Annotated in this window: 14 protein-coding genes and 1 pseudogene; 10 read left to right on the top strand and 5 right to left on the bottom strand. The window is 66.6% G+C overall.

Translation table 11 applies throughout. The features are described 5' to 3' along the window. Positions 1-17 precede the first annotated feature (17 nt). From ACV22Z_RS10770 to ACV22Z_RS10755, 4 genes are all read right to left on the bottom strand, one after another. The gene (locus ACV22Z_RS10770; protein ID WP_448076274.1) at positions 18-1,265 is read right to left on the bottom strand and encodes a molybdopterin molybdotransferase MoeA; all 1,248 of its coding nucleotides are present in this window, start codon (positions 1,263-1,265) and stop codon (positions 18-20) included. A gap of 197 nt (positions 1,266-1,462) precedes the next feature. Beyond that, a complete protein-coding gene (gene thrC, locus ACV22Z_RS10765) occupies positions 1,463-2,914 on the bottom strand; it encodes a threonine synthase (protein ID WP_448076273.1) in 1,452 nt (483 codons plus the stop codon). A 14-nt stretch (positions 2,915-2,928) separates the two neighbouring features. Then, positions 2,929-4,257, bottom strand: coding sequence for a homoserine dehydrogenase (locus ACV22Z_RS10760; RefSeq protein ID WP_448076272.1), 1,329 nt, complete (start codon positions 4,255-4,257; stop codon positions 2,929-2,931). A gap of 54 nt (positions 4,258-4,311) precedes the next feature. Further along, positions 4,312-5,550, bottom strand: a complete 1,239-nt coding sequence (locus tag ACV22Z_RS10755) for a pyridoxal phosphate-dependent aminotransferase (protein ID WP_448076271.1) — start codon at positions 5,548-5,550, stop codon at positions 4,312-4,314. Positions 5,551-5,893: 343 nt separating this feature from the next. Between ACV22Z_RS10755 and ACV22Z_RS10750 the strand changes: the two genes are divergently transcribed. The 9 genes from ACV22Z_RS10750 (at position 5,894) to ACV22Z_RS10710 (ending at position 14,352) form a co-directional block, all read left to right on the top strand. Then, entirely contained in the window at positions 5,894-6,268 is a 375-nt protein-coding gene (locus tag ACV22Z_RS10750; RefSeq protein ID WP_448076270.1) for an Mth938-like domain-containing protein, read from the top strand. A 123-nt stretch (positions 6,269-6,391) separates the two neighbouring features. Further along, complete coding sequence (locus ACV22Z_RS10745; protein ID WP_448076269.1) at positions 6,392-8,074, top strand: phospholipid carrier-dependent glycosyltransferase; 1,683 nt, start codon at positions 6,392-6,394, stop codon at positions 8,072-8,074. A gap of 19 nt (positions 8,075-8,093) precedes the next feature. Then, positions 8,094-8,465 carry an EamA family transporter gene (locus tag ACV22Z_RS10740; protein WP_448076268.1) on the top strand — a complete coding sequence of 124 codons (372 nt, stop codon included), beginning with the start codon at positions 8,094-8,096 and terminating at the stop codon, positions 8,463-8,465. 156 nt (positions 8,466-8,621) lie between these two features. Then, on the top strand, positions 8,622-9,773 hold the full coding sequence (locus ACV22Z_RS10735) for a DegT/DnrJ/EryC1/StrS family aminotransferase (RefSeq protein ID WP_448076267.1): 1,152 nt from the start codon (positions 8,622-8,624) through the stop codon (positions 9,771-9,773). Between the two features lie 6 nt (positions 9,774-9,779). Further along, on the top strand, positions 9,780-10,832 hold the full coding sequence (locus tag ACV22Z_RS10730; protein ID WP_448076266.1) for a glycosyltransferase: 1,053 nt from the start codon (positions 9,780-9,782) through the stop codon (positions 10,830-10,832). After that, the gene (locus ACV22Z_RS10725) at positions 10,829-11,776 is read left to right on the top strand and encodes a formyltransferase (RefSeq protein ID WP_448076265.1); all 948 of its coding nucleotides are present in this window, start codon (positions 10,829-10,831) and stop codon (positions 11,774-11,776) included. Before ACV22Z_RS10730 ends, ACV22Z_RS10725 begins: the two co-directional genes overlap by 4 nt. Further along, the gene (locus ACV22Z_RS10720; RefSeq protein ID WP_448076264.1) at positions 11,773-12,828 is read left to right on the top strand and encodes a bifunctional UDP-4-keto-pentose/UDP-xylose synthase; all 1,056 of its coding nucleotides are present in this window, start codon (positions 11,773-11,775) and stop codon (positions 12,826-12,828) included. Before ACV22Z_RS10725 ends, ACV22Z_RS10720 begins: the two co-directional genes overlap by 4 nt. 14 nt (positions 12,829-12,842) lie before the next feature. Further along, positions 12,843-13,739: a polysaccharide deacetylase family protein gene (locus tag ACV22Z_RS10715; RefSeq protein WP_448076263.1), complete on the top strand. Its 897-nt coding sequence runs from the start codon at positions 12,843-12,845 to the stop codon at positions 13,737-13,739. Positions 13,740-13,890: 151 nt separating this feature from the next. After that, entirely contained in the window at positions 13,891-14,352 is a 462-nt protein-coding gene (locus ACV22Z_RS10710) for a peroxiredoxin (RefSeq protein WP_448076262.1), read from the top strand. A gap of 193 nt (positions 14,353-14,545) precedes the next feature. Here ACV22Z_RS10710 and ACV22Z_RS10705 read toward each other — a convergent pair. Then, a pseudogene (locus tag ACV22Z_RS10705) lies at positions 14,546-14,781 on the bottom strand (hypothetical protein). Here ACV22Z_RS10705 and ACV22Z_RS10700 point away from each other — a divergent pair. Beyond that, positions 14,689-16,494, top strand: a complete 1,806-nt coding sequence (locus tag ACV22Z_RS10700; protein WP_448076261.1) for a PhoH family protein — start codon at positions 14,689-14,691, stop codon at positions 16,492-16,494. The pseudogene ACV22Z_RS10705 and the gene ACV22Z_RS10700 overlap by 93 nt on opposite strands. Positions 16,495-16,679 lie beyond the last annotated feature (185 nt).

The following is a 16,679-nucleotide window of genomic DNA, read 5'->3' as shown; positions in this document are numbered from 1 at the left end:
GTCGGTTCGCTGCCGCGTCAGGACAGCAGTTCGGAAAACGGAAGGAAGCGAACGGTTTCGCCCGCGCTGATCGCGTGGTGCGGCGGATTGTCGATCAGGCCGTCGCCCCAGACCGTCGACGTCAGGACCGCCGAACTCTGGTTCGGGAACAGGTCGAGACCGCCCGCCGCGTTGATGCGCGCGCGCAGGAACTCGTTGCGCCGGTCGGCCTTGCCCTGCGTGAAATCGGCGCGCAGCGACAGCGCGCGCGGCGAAACGTCGCGCACGCCGGACAGGTGCAGCAGGAACGGCCGGACGAACAGCAGGAACGTGACGAAGCTCGACACCGGATTGCCCGGCAGCCCGATGAAATGCGCATCGGGCCGGCTGTCGCCGCGCCGGATCGCACCGAACGCGAGCGGCTTGCCGGGTTTCATCGCGATCTGCCAAAGCGCGAGCCGGCCTTCGGCTTCGACCGCGGGCTTCACGTGGTCCTCGTCGCCGACCGACACGCCGCCGCTCGTCAGGATCACGTCGTGGTCGCGCGCGGCCTCGCGCAGCGTGTCGCGCGTGGCGGCGAGCGAATCGGGCACGATCCCGTAGTCGGTCACGTGGCAGCCGAGCCGCTCGAGCAGCCCGCGCAGCGTGAAGCGGTTCGAGTTGTAGATTGCGCCCGGCTTGAGCGGCTCGCCGGGCATCGTCAGCTCGTCGCCGGTGAAGAACGCCGCGACCTTGATCCGCCGTGCGACGGACAGCTGCGCGCAGCCGACCGAAGCGACGAGGCCGAGCGCCTGCGGCGTGAGCCGCGTGCCGGCCGGCAGGATCACCGAGCCGCGCCGGATGTCCGCGCCCTGCGCAGTGATCCACTCGCCGGGCTTCGGCGTGTGCAGGATTTCCACCGCGTCGCCGTCGGGCTCGGTCTGCTCCTGCATCACGACGGCATCGGCGCCGGGCGGCACCGTCGCGCCGGTGAAGATGCGCGCCGCGGTGCCCGCCGCGAGGGGCGCTGCCGGATGGCCGGCCGGAATGCGCTGCGACACGGGCAGGCGCCGGTCGCCGTGCAGCAGGTCGGCGACGCGCACCGCATAACCGTCCATCGCGCTCGTATGCATCGGCGGCACGTCGAGCGGCGACTCGACATCGGCCGCGAGCACGCGCCCGAGCGCGTCGAGCGTCGCGACGGATTCGGCGCCGGGAAGCGGCGTGGCGGCGTCGAGCAGCGCGGCGAGCGCCTCGGCGGTCGACAGCATCGGCGCGCGCGGCGCCGCAGGATTCGGGTTCGACATCGATGGAATCGGGATTCGTGGGAAGCAATACGTCATTGTAGCGACGCCTTCGGGCCGGCGTGCGATATGGCGGACATGCGGGAATGTCTATCTCCAGGACTGCGTGCCCCAACGAAAACGGCCGGAAAACCGATCCGTCGACGAATCGGCTTCCCGGCCGTCAGGCCGCGCCGGGCGAACCGCCCGGCGGCGGGTCGTCACGCGCCCGTATGCGCGGCGATGAAGTCCTTCACCTGCTGCGCGTCGGCATTGACGACCTCGAAACGCTGCGGCAGCGCCTCGAGCCCGTCGAACGCGGCCGGCCGCTCCGGCTCGCGATCGAGCGCTTCGCGGATCGTCTCGCCGAACTTGATCGGCTGTGCGGTTTCGAGCACCACCATCGGCACGCCCGCATCGAGATGCTCGCGCGCGACCTTCACGCCGTCGGCCGTATGCGTGTCGATCGTCGTCGCATAGCGCGCGAACACGTCGCGGATCGTCGCGATGCGGTCCGCATGGCTACTGCGGCCCGACACGAAGCCGAACTCGGCGACGCGCGCGAAATCGCCGCTCGCCGCCAGATCGAAGCCGCCCTTCTCCTCGACGTCGCGGAACAGCTGCATCACGCGCGCCGGGTCGCGGCCGAGCAGGTCGAACACGAAGCGCTCGAAGTTCGATGCCTTCGAGATGTCCATGCTCGGGCTGCTCGTGTGATACGTGTTCTCGGCGCTGCGCACGCGGTAGGCACCGGTGCGGAAGAACTCGTCGAGCACGTCGTTCTCGTTGGTCGCGACGACGAGCTTCGCGATCGGCAGGCCCATCATGCGCGCGATGTGGCCCGCGCAGACGTTGCCGAAGTTGCCGGACGGCACCGTGAACGACACGCGCTCGTCATTGGACTTCGTGGCCGCGAAATAGCCCTTGAAGTAGTAGACGACCTGCGCGACGACGCGCGCCCAGTTGATCGAGTTGACCGTGCCGATCTGGTGCTTCGCCTTGAACGCGTGATCGTTCGACACGGCCTTCACGATGTCCTGGCAGTCGTCGAACACGCCCTCGACCGCGAGGTTGAAGATGTTCGGATCCTGCAGGCTGAACATCTGCGCGGTCTGGAACGCGCTCATCTTCTTGTGCGGCGACAGCATGAACACGCGCACGCCGGCCTTGCCGCGCATCGCATATTCGGCCGCGCTGCCCGTGTCGCCCGACGTCGCACCGAGGATGTTCAGCGCCTGGCCGTGCTTCGCGAGCGTGTACTCGAACAGGTTGCCGAGCAGCTGCATCGCCATGTCCTTGAACGCGAGCGTCGGACCGTTCGACAGCTCGAGCAGCGAGATCGGCGCGCCGTTCTCGGTGCCGAGCGTCTTCAGCGGCGTGATGTCGGCCGCGTTCTCGCCGTGGCGCGTGTTGCGGTAGACGTCGGCCGTGTACGTGCGGCGCGTGATCGCGCGCAGGTCGTCGGCCGGGATGTCGTCGCTGAACTTCGACAGGATCTCGAACGCGAGATCCGCGTACGGCAGCGTGCGCCAGCGGGCGAGCTCGTCCGCGGACACCTGCGGATACTCGGTCGGCAGGTAGAGCCCGCCGTCCTTCGCGAGGCCGCCGAGCAGGATGTCCGAGAACGTATGGCGCTCGCCGATGCCGGCGCCGCGCGTGGAGATGTAGTTCATGTCGCCCTCGATCCTCAGTTCAGCGCTTCCATGCGCAGCTTCGTCACCTTCGACACGACCGTCGCGAGCCCTTCGATCCGCGCGATCGCCGCATTGACGTTCTTCTCGACCGTCACGTGCGTGATCAGGATGATGTCGGTTTCGCCGTTCGCGTCGTCGACCTGCTCAGATTCCTTCTGCAGCAGCGCGTCGATCGAGATGCCCGAATCGGCGAGGATGCGCGTGATGTCCGCGAGCACGCCGGTCTGGTCGGCAACACGCAGGCGCAGGTAGTAGCCGCTCGTGACCTCTTCGATCGGCAGGATCGGCGTGTTCGACAGGCTGTCCGGCTGGAACGCGAGATGCGGCACGCGATGCTCGGGGTCCGCCGTGTGCAGGCGCGTGACGTCGACGAGATCTGCGACGACCGCCGACGCGGTCGGCTCCGCGCCCGCGCCCTTGCCGTAGTAAAGCGTCGTGCCGACTGCGTCGCCGTGTACGACGACCGCGTTCATCGCGCCTTCGACGTTCGCGAGCAGGCGCTTCTCGGGGATCAGCGTCGGATGCACGCGCAGCTCGATGCCGTTTTCGGCGCGGCGCGTGATGCCGAGCAGCTTGATCCGGTAGCCGAGTTCTTCCGCGTAGCGGATGTCGGTTGCGTCGAGCTTGCTGATGCCCTCGACGTACGCGCGGTCGAACTGCACCGGCACGCCGAACGCGATCGCGCTCATGATCGTCGCCTTGTGCGCGGCGTCGACGCCCTCGATGTCGAAGGTCGGATCGGCTTCCGCGTAGCCGAGTTCCTGAGCGGCCTTCAGCGCGGTCGCGAAGTCGAGGCCGCGGTCGCGCATTTCCGACAGGATGTAGTTGGTCGTGCCGTTGATGATGCCGGCGATGTACTGGATGCGGTTCGCGGTCAGGCCTTCGCGCAGCGCCTTGATGATCGGGATGCCGCCCGCGACGGCCGCCTCGAACGCGACCATCACGCCCTTCTCGCGCGCGGCTTCGAAGATCTCGGTGCCGTGCACCGCGAGCAGCGCCTTGTTGGCGGTCACGACGTGCTTGCCGTTCGCGATCGCGCGCAGCACGAGCTCGCGCGCGATGCCCGTGCCGCCGATCATCTCGGCGACGATCGCGATCGACGGATCGTCGACGACCGCATTGAAATCGTCGGTGATCTGCGCGCTGCCGGCGTCGCCGCCGAGCGCGGCCTGCGCCTTCGCCGGGTTGCGCACCGCAATGCGCGTGACCTCGATGCCGCGCCCCGCGCGCCGTTTGATTTCTTCCTGATTGCGGCGCAGCACCGTGAAGGTGCCGCTGCCTACCGTGCCGAAGCCCAACAGGCCAACTTTGATCGGTTCCATGCTGCGTGTAATCGATGAGTGAATGGTGAATGTGTCCGGCGTGTCCCGCCCGTGTCAGACCGAATGGCGCTTGCGATAGCCGTCGAGGAAGCGCGCGATCCGGTTGATCGAATCGGTCAGGTCGTCATGGTTCGGCAGGAACACGACGCGGAAATGGTCAGGCGTCGGCCAGTTGAAGCCCGTGCCCTGCACGAGCAGCACGCGCTCCTCGAGCAGCAGCTCGAGAATGAACTGCTGGTCGTTCTGGATCGGATAGAGCTTCGGATCGAGCCGCGGGAACATGTAGAGCGCAGCCTGCGGCTTCACGCAGGTCACGCCCGGGATCGACGTGAGCATCTCGTACGCGAGCTCGCGCTGCTTGAAGAGGCGCCCCGACGGCACGATCAGCTCGTTGATGCTCTGGTAGCCGCCGAGCGCCGTCTGGATCGCGAACTGCCCGGGCACGTTCGCGCACAGGCGCATCGACGACAGGATGCCGAGCCCCTCGAGGTAGTCCTTCGCTCGGCGGCGGTTGTCGCCGCCGAGGCCCGACACGGCCATCCAGCCCGCGCGGTAGCCGCACGAGCGGTAGCTCTTCGACAGGCTGTTGAACGTGACGGTGATCACGTCTTCCGACAGCGCACCCATCGCCGTGTGCTCGAGGCCGTCGTAGACGATCTTGTCGTAGACCTCGTCGGCGAACACGATCAGCCCGTGCTCGCGCGCGATCTGGAGCAGCTCGAGCAGCAATTCGTCGGAATAAAGCGCGCCCGTCGGGTTGTTCGGGTTGATCACGACGATCGCCTTCGTGTTCGGCGTGATCTTGCGGCGGATGTCGTCGGGGTCGGGCATCCACGCGTTCTGCTCGTCGCAGATGTAGTGCACGGGCGTGCCGCCCGACAGGCTCACGGCGGCCGTCCACAGCGGGTAGTCGGGCGCCGGCAGCAGCACCTCGTCGCCGTCGTTCAGCAGCGCCTGGGTCGCCATCACGATCAGCTCGGACGCGCCGTTGCCGATGTAGATGTCGTCGAGGCCGACGCCTGTGACGCCCTTTTGCTGCGTGTAGTGCATCACGGCCTTGCGCGCCGAGAACACGCCCTTCGAATCCGAGTAGCCGGACGACGTCGGCAGGTTGCGGATCATGTCCTGGATGATCTCGTCCGGGGCGTCGAACCCGAACGGCGCGAGGTTGCCGATGTTCAGCTTGATGATGCGGTGGCCTTCTTCCTCGAGGCGCTTCGCGTGCTCGAGCACCGGGCCACGGATGTCGTAGCAGACGTTGAGCAGCTTGTTCGATTTCTGGATCGGTTTCACGACGACACGGTTCCTGGATAATGCCTGGCGGCCTGGGAGAAGACGGGAATCGAAACTGGAAAGCGGCCGGTCTGTGCGCGCTGTCTAGGCTGGACGATTGTGGCGGCCGGGCGCGGCTTGTGGCGACGCACGACGCGAACGCCGCCGGGGGGCGGCCAAAAAGTTATAATTTAGCGGATTTTGGCCGACTTTCGCAATGCACAATGCCGGGCCGGGCCCGCGCCGTCGGGCGCCCCGGGCGCCCGGCATGCGTAACCGGCCGCCCGGGCCCGCGCGGCCCGCCTGGGCGGCCTCACCGGGTCGGCCCATCGAATTTCCCTTTCGGAACCGCGGACATACTGATTTGAAACTGCACCAGGACTCGAGCGGCGCGCTCAACACCGTCACCGGCTACGGCCCCGATTACGTCGATGTCAACCTCGAACGTCACGAACAGAGCGTCATCGTGCTGCCCGGCGCGCCGGTCCAGGCGTGGCCCGTGTCGTCGTTCGACGCGCTCGCGCCCGAGCATTTCGCGATGCTGCTCGAGCCGGCCCCCGAGGTCGTGATCTTCGGCAGCGGCACGCGCCTGCGCTTTCCGCACCCGCGCCTCGTCGCGGCGCTCACCGCGAAGCGGATCGGCGTCGAGACGATGGATTTCCAGGCCGCCTGCCGCACATACAACATCCTGATGGCCGAAGGCCGCAAAGTCGCCGCCGCGCTCTTAATTGAACGTTAACCGCCGATGCGGTAAAACTCTCGCCGGCGAACCGGGTCCGATCCCCGGTCCGGCGCTTGCCCCTGCCGCCCGCCCCGCGTAAGCCGCCGGCAGCACATCACAACAACCAACAGGCTCAATTCCATGAACGATACGCCGTCGAGGCTACCGCTCAACCGTACCGCGCTCGTCCTGCTGATTCTCGCGCTCGCCGTCATCTGGTTCGCGCCGCTCGGCCTGCGCCACCTGATCCCCAGCGACGAAGGCCGCTACGCCGAGATGGCGCGCGAGATGTTCGTCACCGGCGACTGGATCACGCCCCGCTACAACGGCTACAAGTACTTCGAGAAGCCGCCGCTGCAGACCTGGCTCAACGCGCTGACGTTCGCGTGGTTCGGCATCGGCGAATGGCAGGCGCGCCTCTATACCGCGGTCGCGGCCTTCGCCGGCGTGCTGCTTGTCGGCTTTACCGGCGCGCGCCTGTTCAACCCGCTGTCGGGCTTCCTCGCGGCCGTCGTGCTCGCGTGCTCGCCGTACTGGAACCTGATGGGCCACTTCAATACGCTGGACATGGGCCTCGCGTTCTGGATGACGCTCACGCTGTGTGCGCTGCTGCTCGCGCAACGCCCCGGGCTGCGGCCCGCCGCGGTGCGCGGCTGGATGTGGGCGTGCTGGGCGGGGATGGCGTTCGCGGTGCTGTCGAAGGGCCTGGTCGGCCTGATCCTGCCGGGCGCCGTGCTGGTGCTCTATACGCTGATCGCACGCGACTGGGTGCTGTGGAAGCGCCTGTACGTCGTCAGCGGGCTCGTGATCTTCTTCGCGATCGTCACGCCGTGGTTCGTGCTCGTGCAGCAGCGCAACCCGGAATTCTTCAACTTCTTCTTCATCGTCCAGCAGTTCCGCCGGTATCTGACCCCGGAACAGAACCGCCCGGGGCCGTTCTACTACTTCGTGCCGGTGCTGCTGGTCGGCTTCCTGCCGTGGCTGTCGGTCGCGTGGCAGAGCCTCCGCCACGCGCTGCGCATGCCGCGCCAGCCGAACGGCTTCGCGCCGATGCTCGTGCTGCTGATCTGGAGCGCGTTCATCTTCCTGTTCTTCAGCGCGTCGCACTCGAAGCTGCTCTCGTACGTGCTGCCGATCGCGCCGGCGCTTGCGCTGGTGATCGGCGCGTACCTGCCGCTCGTGTCCGCCGACCGCTTCCGCCGGCACCTGCTCGGCTATCTCGTCTTCCTCGTCGTCGCGGCATTCGGCATTATCTTCCTCGCGTACCAGGGCGACGCCCGCACGCCAAACGCGCTGTACCGCGCGTTCCAGCACTGGCTGTATGCAGCACTCGCGATCGCGGCCGCGCTGACGCTCGCCGCCGCGTGGCTCAACCGCCATGCGCGTGCCGGCGTCACGGCCGCGATCACCGCGTTCGGCGCGGCCTGGCTCGCGTTCGGCACGATCGGCGGCACCGGCCACGACGAATTCGGCCGCTACAGCTCGGGCGCGCTGCTCGCGCCGGCCGTGCGCGCCGAGCTCGCGAAGCTGCCGGCCGACACGCCGTTCTACTCGGTCGAGATGCTCGACCATACGTTCCCGTTCTACATGGGCCACACGACGATCATGGTGCACCGCCAGGACGAGCTCGCGTTCGGGATCTCGGTCGAGCCGAATAAATGGGTGCCGACGGTCGACGAATGGATCGCGCGCTGGAAGCAGGACACCCACGCACTCGCCATCATGCCGCCCGGCCAGTACGACACGCTCGTCAAGCAAGGCGTGCCGATGAAGGTGATCGCGCGCGACAACCGCCGCGTGATCGTCGAAAAGCCGCAATCGTAAGTAAGCAAGGACGTCCCACTTGAACCCGATCTCGCTCGTCTGCATCATCACCGGCGTCATGCTGAACGCGTGCGCGCAACTGCTGCTCAAGGCCGGCGTCAACGCCGTCGGACACTTCGAATTCACCCGTGCGAACATTGTGCCAGTCGGCCTGAAGATCGCCACCCAGCTCCCGATCATCGGCGGGCTCGGGTGCTACGTGCTCAGCGTCGTCGTCTGGATCGTCGGGCTGTCGCGGGTCGACGTGTCGATCGCCTACCCGATGCTGTCGCTCGGCTACGTCGTCAATGCGTTTGCCGCGTGGTACCTGTTCGGCGAGGTGCTGACCGTCCAGCGCCTCGTCGGCATCGGCATCATCCTGATCGGGGTGTTCGTACTCGCGCGCAGCTGAGCGCGGCCGCGTACCCGCCGCGCATCTGTCGCGCAGCTGTCGATTAAGCATCCGCCTACAAAAAATCACGGTACGAATCGGTCAACCGGTGTTTAATGCCGGTTTCGGGCGAACCGCCCGTCCCTTTTAATACACGCCACTACGAGTCAAGCGTCCATGAACCAGACTGCCGTTCCGTTCCTGCCGTTCACGCGTCCCGAAATCGACGAGGAAACCATCCAGGGCGTCGTCGAGGTGCTGCGTTCGGGCTGGATCACCACCGGCCCGCAAAACCAGCGGTTCGAGGCTGCGCTGTCCGAATACTTCGGCGGCCGCCCGGTGCGCGCGTTCAATTCGGGCACCTGCACGCTCGAGATCGGCCTGCGGATCGCCGGCGTCGGCCCCGGCGACGAGGTGATCACGTCGCCCGCGTCATGGGTGTCGACGAGCAACGTGATCCTCGAGACCGGCGCGACGCCCGTGTTCGCCGACATCGATCCCGTCACGCGCAACATCGACCTCGACCTGCTCGAGAAGGCGATCACGCCGCGCACGAAGGCGATCATTCCCGTCTACCTCGCCGGCCTGCCGGTCGACATGGACCGCCTGTACGCGATTGCGCGCGCACACAACCTGCGCGTGATCGAAGATGCGGCGCAGGCGCTCGGCTCGACGTGGAACGGCAAGCGCATCGGCGCGATCGGCGACATCGTGTCGTTCAGCTTCCACGCGAACAAGAACCTCACGACGATCGAAGGCGGTGCGCTCGTGCTCAACAACGAGGACGAGGCGATCCTCGCGCAGAAGTACCGGCTGCAGGGCATCACCCGCACCGGTTTCGACGGGATGGACTGCGACGTGCTCGGCGGCAAGTACAACCTGACCGACGTCGCCGCGCGCGTCGGCCTCGGCCAGCTGCCGCACCTCGAACGCTTCACCGCGAAGCGCCATGCGCTCGCCCGCGCGTATTTCGCCGCGTTCGAAGGCGGTGCAGCCGCGAAGCTCGGCCTCGGCCTGCCGCTCGCCGAATTCGAGCACGGCAACTGGCACATGTTCCTCGTCACGCTGCCGCTCGACCGGCTGACGATCACCCGCGCCGAGTTCATGGCGCAGATGAAGGAGCGTGGCATCGGCACCGGGATCCACTACCCGGCCATCCATCTTTTCTCGCTGTACCGTGCGCGCGGCTTCAAGGAGGGCATGTTCCCCCACGCCGAACGGTACGGCGCGTCGACCGTCACGCTGCCGCTCTTCACGCAGATGACGGAAGACGACGTGCGTCGCGTCGTCGACGCCACCAACCAGATTTGCGAACAATACGGAAAGTAAGCGGACATGAGTCACCTTGAAGCACGCGCCGGGCACCCGGGCGCCGGTCATCCGGGCGCAGCGAAGCCGGGCGCCGGGCAACCGGAAGTATCGGTCGTCATCCCCGTGTACAACGAGGAAGACGGCCTCGCTGCGCTCTTTGCGCGGCTGTATCCGGCGCTCGACGCGCTCGGTACGTCGTACGAAGTGATCCTGGTCAACGACGGCAGCCGCGACCGCTCGGCCGCCCTCCTCGCGGACCAGTTCCACGTGCGCCCCGACACGACGCGCGTCGTGCTGCTGAACGGCAACTACGGGCAGCACATGGCGATCCTCGCCGGCTTCGCGCAGTCGCGCGGCGAGATCGTCATCACGCTCGACGCGGACCTGCAGAACCCGCCCGAGGAAATCGGCAAGCTGATCGCGAAGATGCGCGAGGGCTACGACTACGTCGGCACGATCCGCAAGCAGCGCCAGGACAGCCTGTGGCGGCGCAAGGCGTCGCAGATGATGAACCGGCTGCGCGAGCGCATCACGCGCATCAAGATGACCGACCAGGGCTGCATGCTGCGCGCGTACAGCCGCCGCATCATCGACACGATCAACGTGTGCGGCGAAGTCAACACGTTCATCCCGGCACTCGCGTACACGTTCGCTCAGAACCCGACCGAAATCGAGGTCGCGCACGAAGAGCGCTTCGCGGGCGAATCGAAGTATTCGCTGTACAGCCTGATCCGCCTGAACTTCGACCTCGTGACCGGCTTCTCGGTCGTGCCGCTGCAGTGGCTGTCGTTCATCGGCGTGATCCTGTCGCTCGGCTCCGCGGCGCTGTTCGTGCTGCTGCTCGTACGCCGCTTCATCGTCGGCGCGGAAGTGCAAGGCGTGTTCACGCTGTTCGCGATCACGTTCTTCCTGCTCGGCGTGATCATCTTCGCGCTCGGCCTGCTCGGCGAATACATCGGCCGCATCTACCAGCAGGTGCGCGCCCGCCCGCGCTACCTGATCCAGACCGTGCTCGAGCGGCACGGCAACGTGCACGATGCGCCGTCGGACGAAGGCCGCCAGGAGGTCACGCGATGAAGCCGCGCGCAGTCGTGTTCGCGTACCACAACGTCGGCGTGCGCTGCCTGCAGGTGCTGCTCGCGCGCGGTGTCGACGTCGCGCTCGTCGTCACGCACGAGGACAACCCGAACGAGAACATCTGGTTCGGCAGCGTCGCGTCGGTCGCGGCCGAGCACGGGATCGCCGTCACCACGCCGGCCGATCCCGCCGACCCCGCCCTGCGCCGCGCGATTGCCGACGCACGGCCGGATTTCATCTTCTCGTTCTATTACCGGCACATGCTGCCCGTCGACCTGCTCGCGATCGCACCGCGCGGCGCGTACAACATGCACGGCTCGCTGCTGCCGAAATACCGGGGTCGGGTTCCGACCAACTGGGCGGTGCTGAACGGCGAGACGGAAACCGGCGCGACGCTGCACGAAATGGCCGCGAAGCCCGACGCCGGCGCGATCGTCGGCCAGACCGCGGTGCCGATCCTGCCCGACGACACCGCCGCGCAGGTGTTCGACAAAGTCACGGTGGCCGCCGAGCAAACGCTGTGGCGCGTATTGCCCGCACTGCTCGCGGGCGAAGCGCCGCATCTGCCGAACGATCTGGCGGCCGGCAGCTACTTCGGCGGGCGCAAGCCCGAGGACGGCCGGATCGACTGGTCGAAGCCCGCCGCGCAGGTCTACAACCTGGTCCGCGCGGTCGCGCCCCCATATCCGGGCGCGTTCACCGATCTGAACGGCGCACGCTTCGTCGTCGCCCGCGCGCGCGTTGCGGCGCCCGGCAGCGCGGCCGCCGCGGCGGCGGCCGATTTGCCGCCCGGCCTGCACGTAAGCGATAATGCGCTATTCGGCGTCTGCGGCGACAGCCGCGCCATATCCATTCTCGAGCTGTGGCAACAGCGCGACGGCAGCGAAACCGTCGTGACGCCCGCGGAATTCGCGCAGTTCATACATTCTTCCCGTCATTCATGAAAGCAAAAAAAGTCCTGATCCTGGGTGTGAACGGCTTCATCGGCCATCACCTGTCCAAGCGCATTCTTGAAACCACCGATTGGGAAGTGTTCGGCATGGACATGCAGACCGATCGGCTGGGCGACCTCGTCAACCACGAGCGGATGCATTTCTTCGAAGGCGACATCACGATCAACAAGGAGTGGGTCGAGTATCACGTGAAGAAGTGCGACGTGATCCTGCCGCTCGTCGCGATCGCGACGCCCGCAACCTACGTCCAGCAGCCGCTGCGCGTGTTCGAGCTCGACTTCGAGGCGAACCTGCCGATCGTGCGCTCGGCCGTGAAGTACGGCAAGCACCTTGTGTTCCCGTCGACCTCCGAGGTCTACGGCATGTGCGCCGACGAACAGTTCGACCCGGACGCGTCGGCCCTCACCTACGGCCCGATCAACAAGCCGCGCTGGATCTACGCGTGCTCGAAGCAGCTGATGGACCGCGTGATCTGGGGCTACGGGATGGAAGGCCTGAACTTCACGCTGTTCCGCCCGTTCAACTGGATCGGCCCGGGCCTCGACTCGATCTACACGCCGAAGGAAGGCAGCTCGCGCGTCGTCACGCAGTTCCTCGGCCACATCGTGCGCGGCGAGAACATCAGCCTCGTCGACGGCGGCTCGCAGAAGCGCGCGTTCACCGACATCGACGACGGCATCGGCGCGCTGATGAAGATCATCGAGAACCCGAACGGCGTCGCGTCGGGCAAGATCTACAACATCGGGAATCCGAACAATAATTTCTCGGTGCGCGAACTCGCGCACAAGATGCTCGAACTCGCGGCCGAGTTCCCCGAGTACGCCGATTCCGCGAAGAACGTGCAGCTCGTCGAGACCACGTCGGGCGCGTACTACGGCAACGGCTACCAGGACGTGCAGAACCGCGTGCCGAAGATCGACAACACGATGCAGGAGCTCGGCTGGGCGCCGCAATCGACGTTCGACGAAGCGCTGCGCAAGATCTTCGAGGCGTACCGCGGCCACGTCGCCGACGCGCGCGCACTCGTCGAGCAGCAAGCCTGACGCGGGACGCACGCTTGGCTCGCATCGTCCTCAAGATCGACGTCGACACGCTGCGCGGCACGCGCGAAGGCGTGCCGAACCTCGCGCGCATCTTCGACCGCTTCAGCGCGCGCGCAACCTTCCTCTTCAGCCTCGGGCCCGACCATACGGGCTGGGCGCTGCGGCGCGTGTTCCGCCCGGGGTTCCTGAAGAAGGTGTCGCGCACGTCGGTCGTCGAGCATTACGGCGTGAAGCAGCTGATGTACGGCGTGCTGCTGCCGGGTCCCGACATCGGCCGCCGCGCGATCGCCGACATGCGCGCGATCCACGAGGCCGGCTTCGAATGCGGGATCCACACGTGGGATCACGTGTACTGGCAGGACAACGTCCGCCAGCAGGACCGCAACTGGACCGCGCGCGAAATGCAGAAAAGCCACGCGCGCTTCGTCGAGATCTTCGGCGCACCGCCCGTCACGCACGGCGCGGCAGGCTGGCAGATGAACGACGCGGCGTTCGAGCAGATCGACGCGTGGGGCATGCGCTACGCGTCCGATGGCCGCGGCCATTCGCCGTACCTGCCGGTCGTCGGCGGCCGGACGCTCGCGCACGTGCAGATGCCGACGACGCTGCCGACGCTCGACGAGGTCCTCGGCGTCGACGGCGTCGACACGCACAACGTCGCCGCGCACATCCTCAAGTTCACCGAAACCAATCCGCACGACCAGGTCTTCACGCTGCACGCGGAGCTGGAAGGCCAGAAGCTCGCGCCGGTGTTCGAGCAACTGCTCGCGGGCTGGCGGGCGCAAGGCCACACGTTCGCGACGATGGGCGACTATCACGCGACGCTGGACCGCGACACGCTGCCATCGTACCCTGTCACGTGGGGCGAAATTCCGGGCCGCTCCGGCGAGCTGATCGTCCAGCCCGACTGAGCTGGCGCGCGGGCAGGCGCCGGCCGATCCCGACCCTCCGGTGCGGCTGCCGCCGCACCGCACCCTGTACGCCGCCGTGCACGCGCGATCGATGCGCAGCGCGCAAACGCGCCATCGCCAAGGCGCCCTTCCATAACAACAGGAGAAACACGTGTCCGTCGAAGTTGACCGTCAAGTTCCCGATTTCACCGCGCCGGCTACCGGCGGCGACCTGTCGCTGTCCGACCTGCAGGGCAAGAAGCTCGTGCTGTATTTCTATCCGAAGGACAACACGCCCGGCTGCACGACCGAGGGGCTGCAGTTCCGCGATCTCTATCCGAAGTTCAAGAAGGCCGGCGCGGAAATCGTCGGCGTGTCGCGCGACAGCCTGCGCTCGCATGACAATTTCAAGGCAAAGCTCGAGCTGCCGTTCGCATTGATTTCCGATGGCGACGAAGCGCTGTGCACGCTGTTCGATGTCATCAAGATGAAGAAAATGTATGGCAAGGAAGTGCGCGGAATCGAGCGCTCGACGTTCCTGATCGACGCCGACGGCGTGCTGCGTCGCGAATGGCGCGGCATCAAGGTACCGGGCCATGTAGACGACGTGCTGGGTGCTGTACAAGCGCTTTGAGGCGCGCTATATTGGGCCGCAATGAATGCCAGTACGCCCCATATTTCTCGTAGCTGCGCCGGTGCTCGTTGCGATGCTTTCCGGCACCTGACGCGCATCACGACGGTATCAGCCGAGCCGCTTGTCCCGGTCGACGGGGCAGCGGCTTTTTTTATGGTCTGCGCGCCGGCACTCGGTCCGGCCCTTCACCCCGTCAAGGAGCTGATCGACATTTAGGCGAACCGGCTAAACGAAATTCATGTGCGCCACCGCGCGCAAACTGCCAGCGTCTTCGTCACGAAGCAGAATGCGATCAGCGGCGCATGCCATGCGACACGATTCCTCCCGAGGGACACCATGCCTTTGCCTACCCCCCCCAGCAAGCTCGGCAGCCTGCTGCCGCCCGACGAATACAAGGCGAAAGCGCGACCCGCGAAAGCCGCGAAGCAATCCGCCGAAGGGGACGTTTCCACAGCCGGTGACTACGGCCCGGCTAGCGTGGCCCAACCGATGACCGAAGCCGCGAACACCGCTGCGCCGCTGCGCGCAGTCGGCGCAATTGCCCCGACGCAGGAAGCCGCGAGCACCCCCGCGCGCGGCCGCAAGACCAAGCAGACGGCCGCGCTGCTGCAGCCCGTGCCGGCACCCGCAGAACCCGCCGCGCCTGCCGCGCGTGCCGAGAAGCCTTCGGCCACGAAACCGGCCGCCGCCGTCGCGCGCGAAGCCGGCACCGCGACCAGGTCGCGCGGCCGCAAGGCCGCCGAAGCCGAGATGCAGAAGCTGTTCGTGCTCGACACGAACGTGCTGATGCACGATCCGAGCAGCCTCTTCCGCTTCGAGGAACACGACGTCTATCTGCCGATGATGACGCTCGAGGAACTCGACAACCACAAGAAGGGGATGTCGGAAGTCGCACGCAACGCGCGCCAGGTGAGCCGCACGCTCGATGCGCTCGTCGCCGACGCGGGCCCGATCACGACCGGCATTCCGCTGTCGCGCCTCGGCAACCGCGATGCGCTCGGCCGCCTCTATTTCCAGACGACGCTCACCAGCATCGAGCCCGTCGAGGGCCTGCCGCAAGGCAAGGCCGACAACCAGATTCTCGGCGTCGTGCGCGCGCTGCAGCGCGACCGGCCGGACCGCCAGGTCGTGCTGGTGTCGAAAGACATCAACATGCGGATCAAGGCGCACGCGCTCGGCCTGCCGGCGGAAGACTACTTCAACGACCAGGTGCTCGAGGACAAGGACCTCCTGTACACCGGCGTGCGCGAGCTGCCGCAGGATTTCTGGACCAAGCATGCGAAGGGCATGGAGAGCTGGCAGGACACGAAGACGGGCACCACGTACTACCGCGTGACGGGCCCGCTCGTCGCATCGATGCTCGTCAACGAGTTCGTCTATCTCGAGCCGCAGAACGGCGAGCCGACGTTCCATGCGGTCGTCCGCGAGCTGAACGGCAAGACGGCGCTGCTGCAGACGCTGCGCGACTACAGCCACCACAAGAACAACGTGTGGGGCATCACCGCGCGCAACCGCGAGCAGAATTTCGCGCTGAACCTGCTGATGAACCCGGAGATCGACTTCGTCACGCTACTCGGCCAGGCCGGCACCGGCAAGACGCTCGTCGCGCTCGCGGCGGGCCTCGCGCAGGTGCTCGACGACAAGCGCTACAACGAGATCATCGTGACGCGCGCGACCGTGCCCGTCGGCGAGGACATCGGTTTCCTGCCCGGTACCGAGGAAGAGAAGATGCAGCCGTGGATGGGTGCGTTCGACGACAACCTCGAAGTGCTGCAGAAGACCGACGACGCCGCCGGCGAATGGGGTCGCGCAGCGACGCAGGAACTGATCCGTTCGCGCTTGAAAGTGAAGAGCATGAACTTCATGCGCGGCCGCACGTTCGTCGACAAGTACCTGATCATCGACGAGGCGCAGAACCTGACGCCGAAGCAGATGAAGACGCTCGTCACGCGCGCGGGCCCCGGCACGAAGATCGTCTGTCTCGGCAACATCGCGCAGATTGATACGCCGTACCTGACGGAAGGCAGCTCGGGCCTCACCTACGTCGTCGATCGCTTCAAGGGCTGGAGCCACGGCGGCCACGTGACGCTCGCACGCGGCGAACGGTCGCGGCTCGCCGACTACGCGTCGGACATCCTGTAACGCAGCCGGCCGGCTCGGGCCTGCTCGAGTCGGTTCGCGACATCGCACGGCGCTCCGGAAACGGAGCGCCGTTTTCTTTTTGGGGCCGCAAGCGCTACGTACCGTCGTCATGCAACAACCCTGTTTACGCGCGAAACTTCAAGTAAATTCTCAGGAATGGTTGCCTAAGCCCCGTCGGTGCGACT

Source organism: Burkholderia sp. PU8-34 (assembly GCF_053427725.1).
The sequence above is the reverse complement of the archived record's forward strand: the minus strand, read 5'-3'. Positions and strand labels throughout refer to the sequence as shown.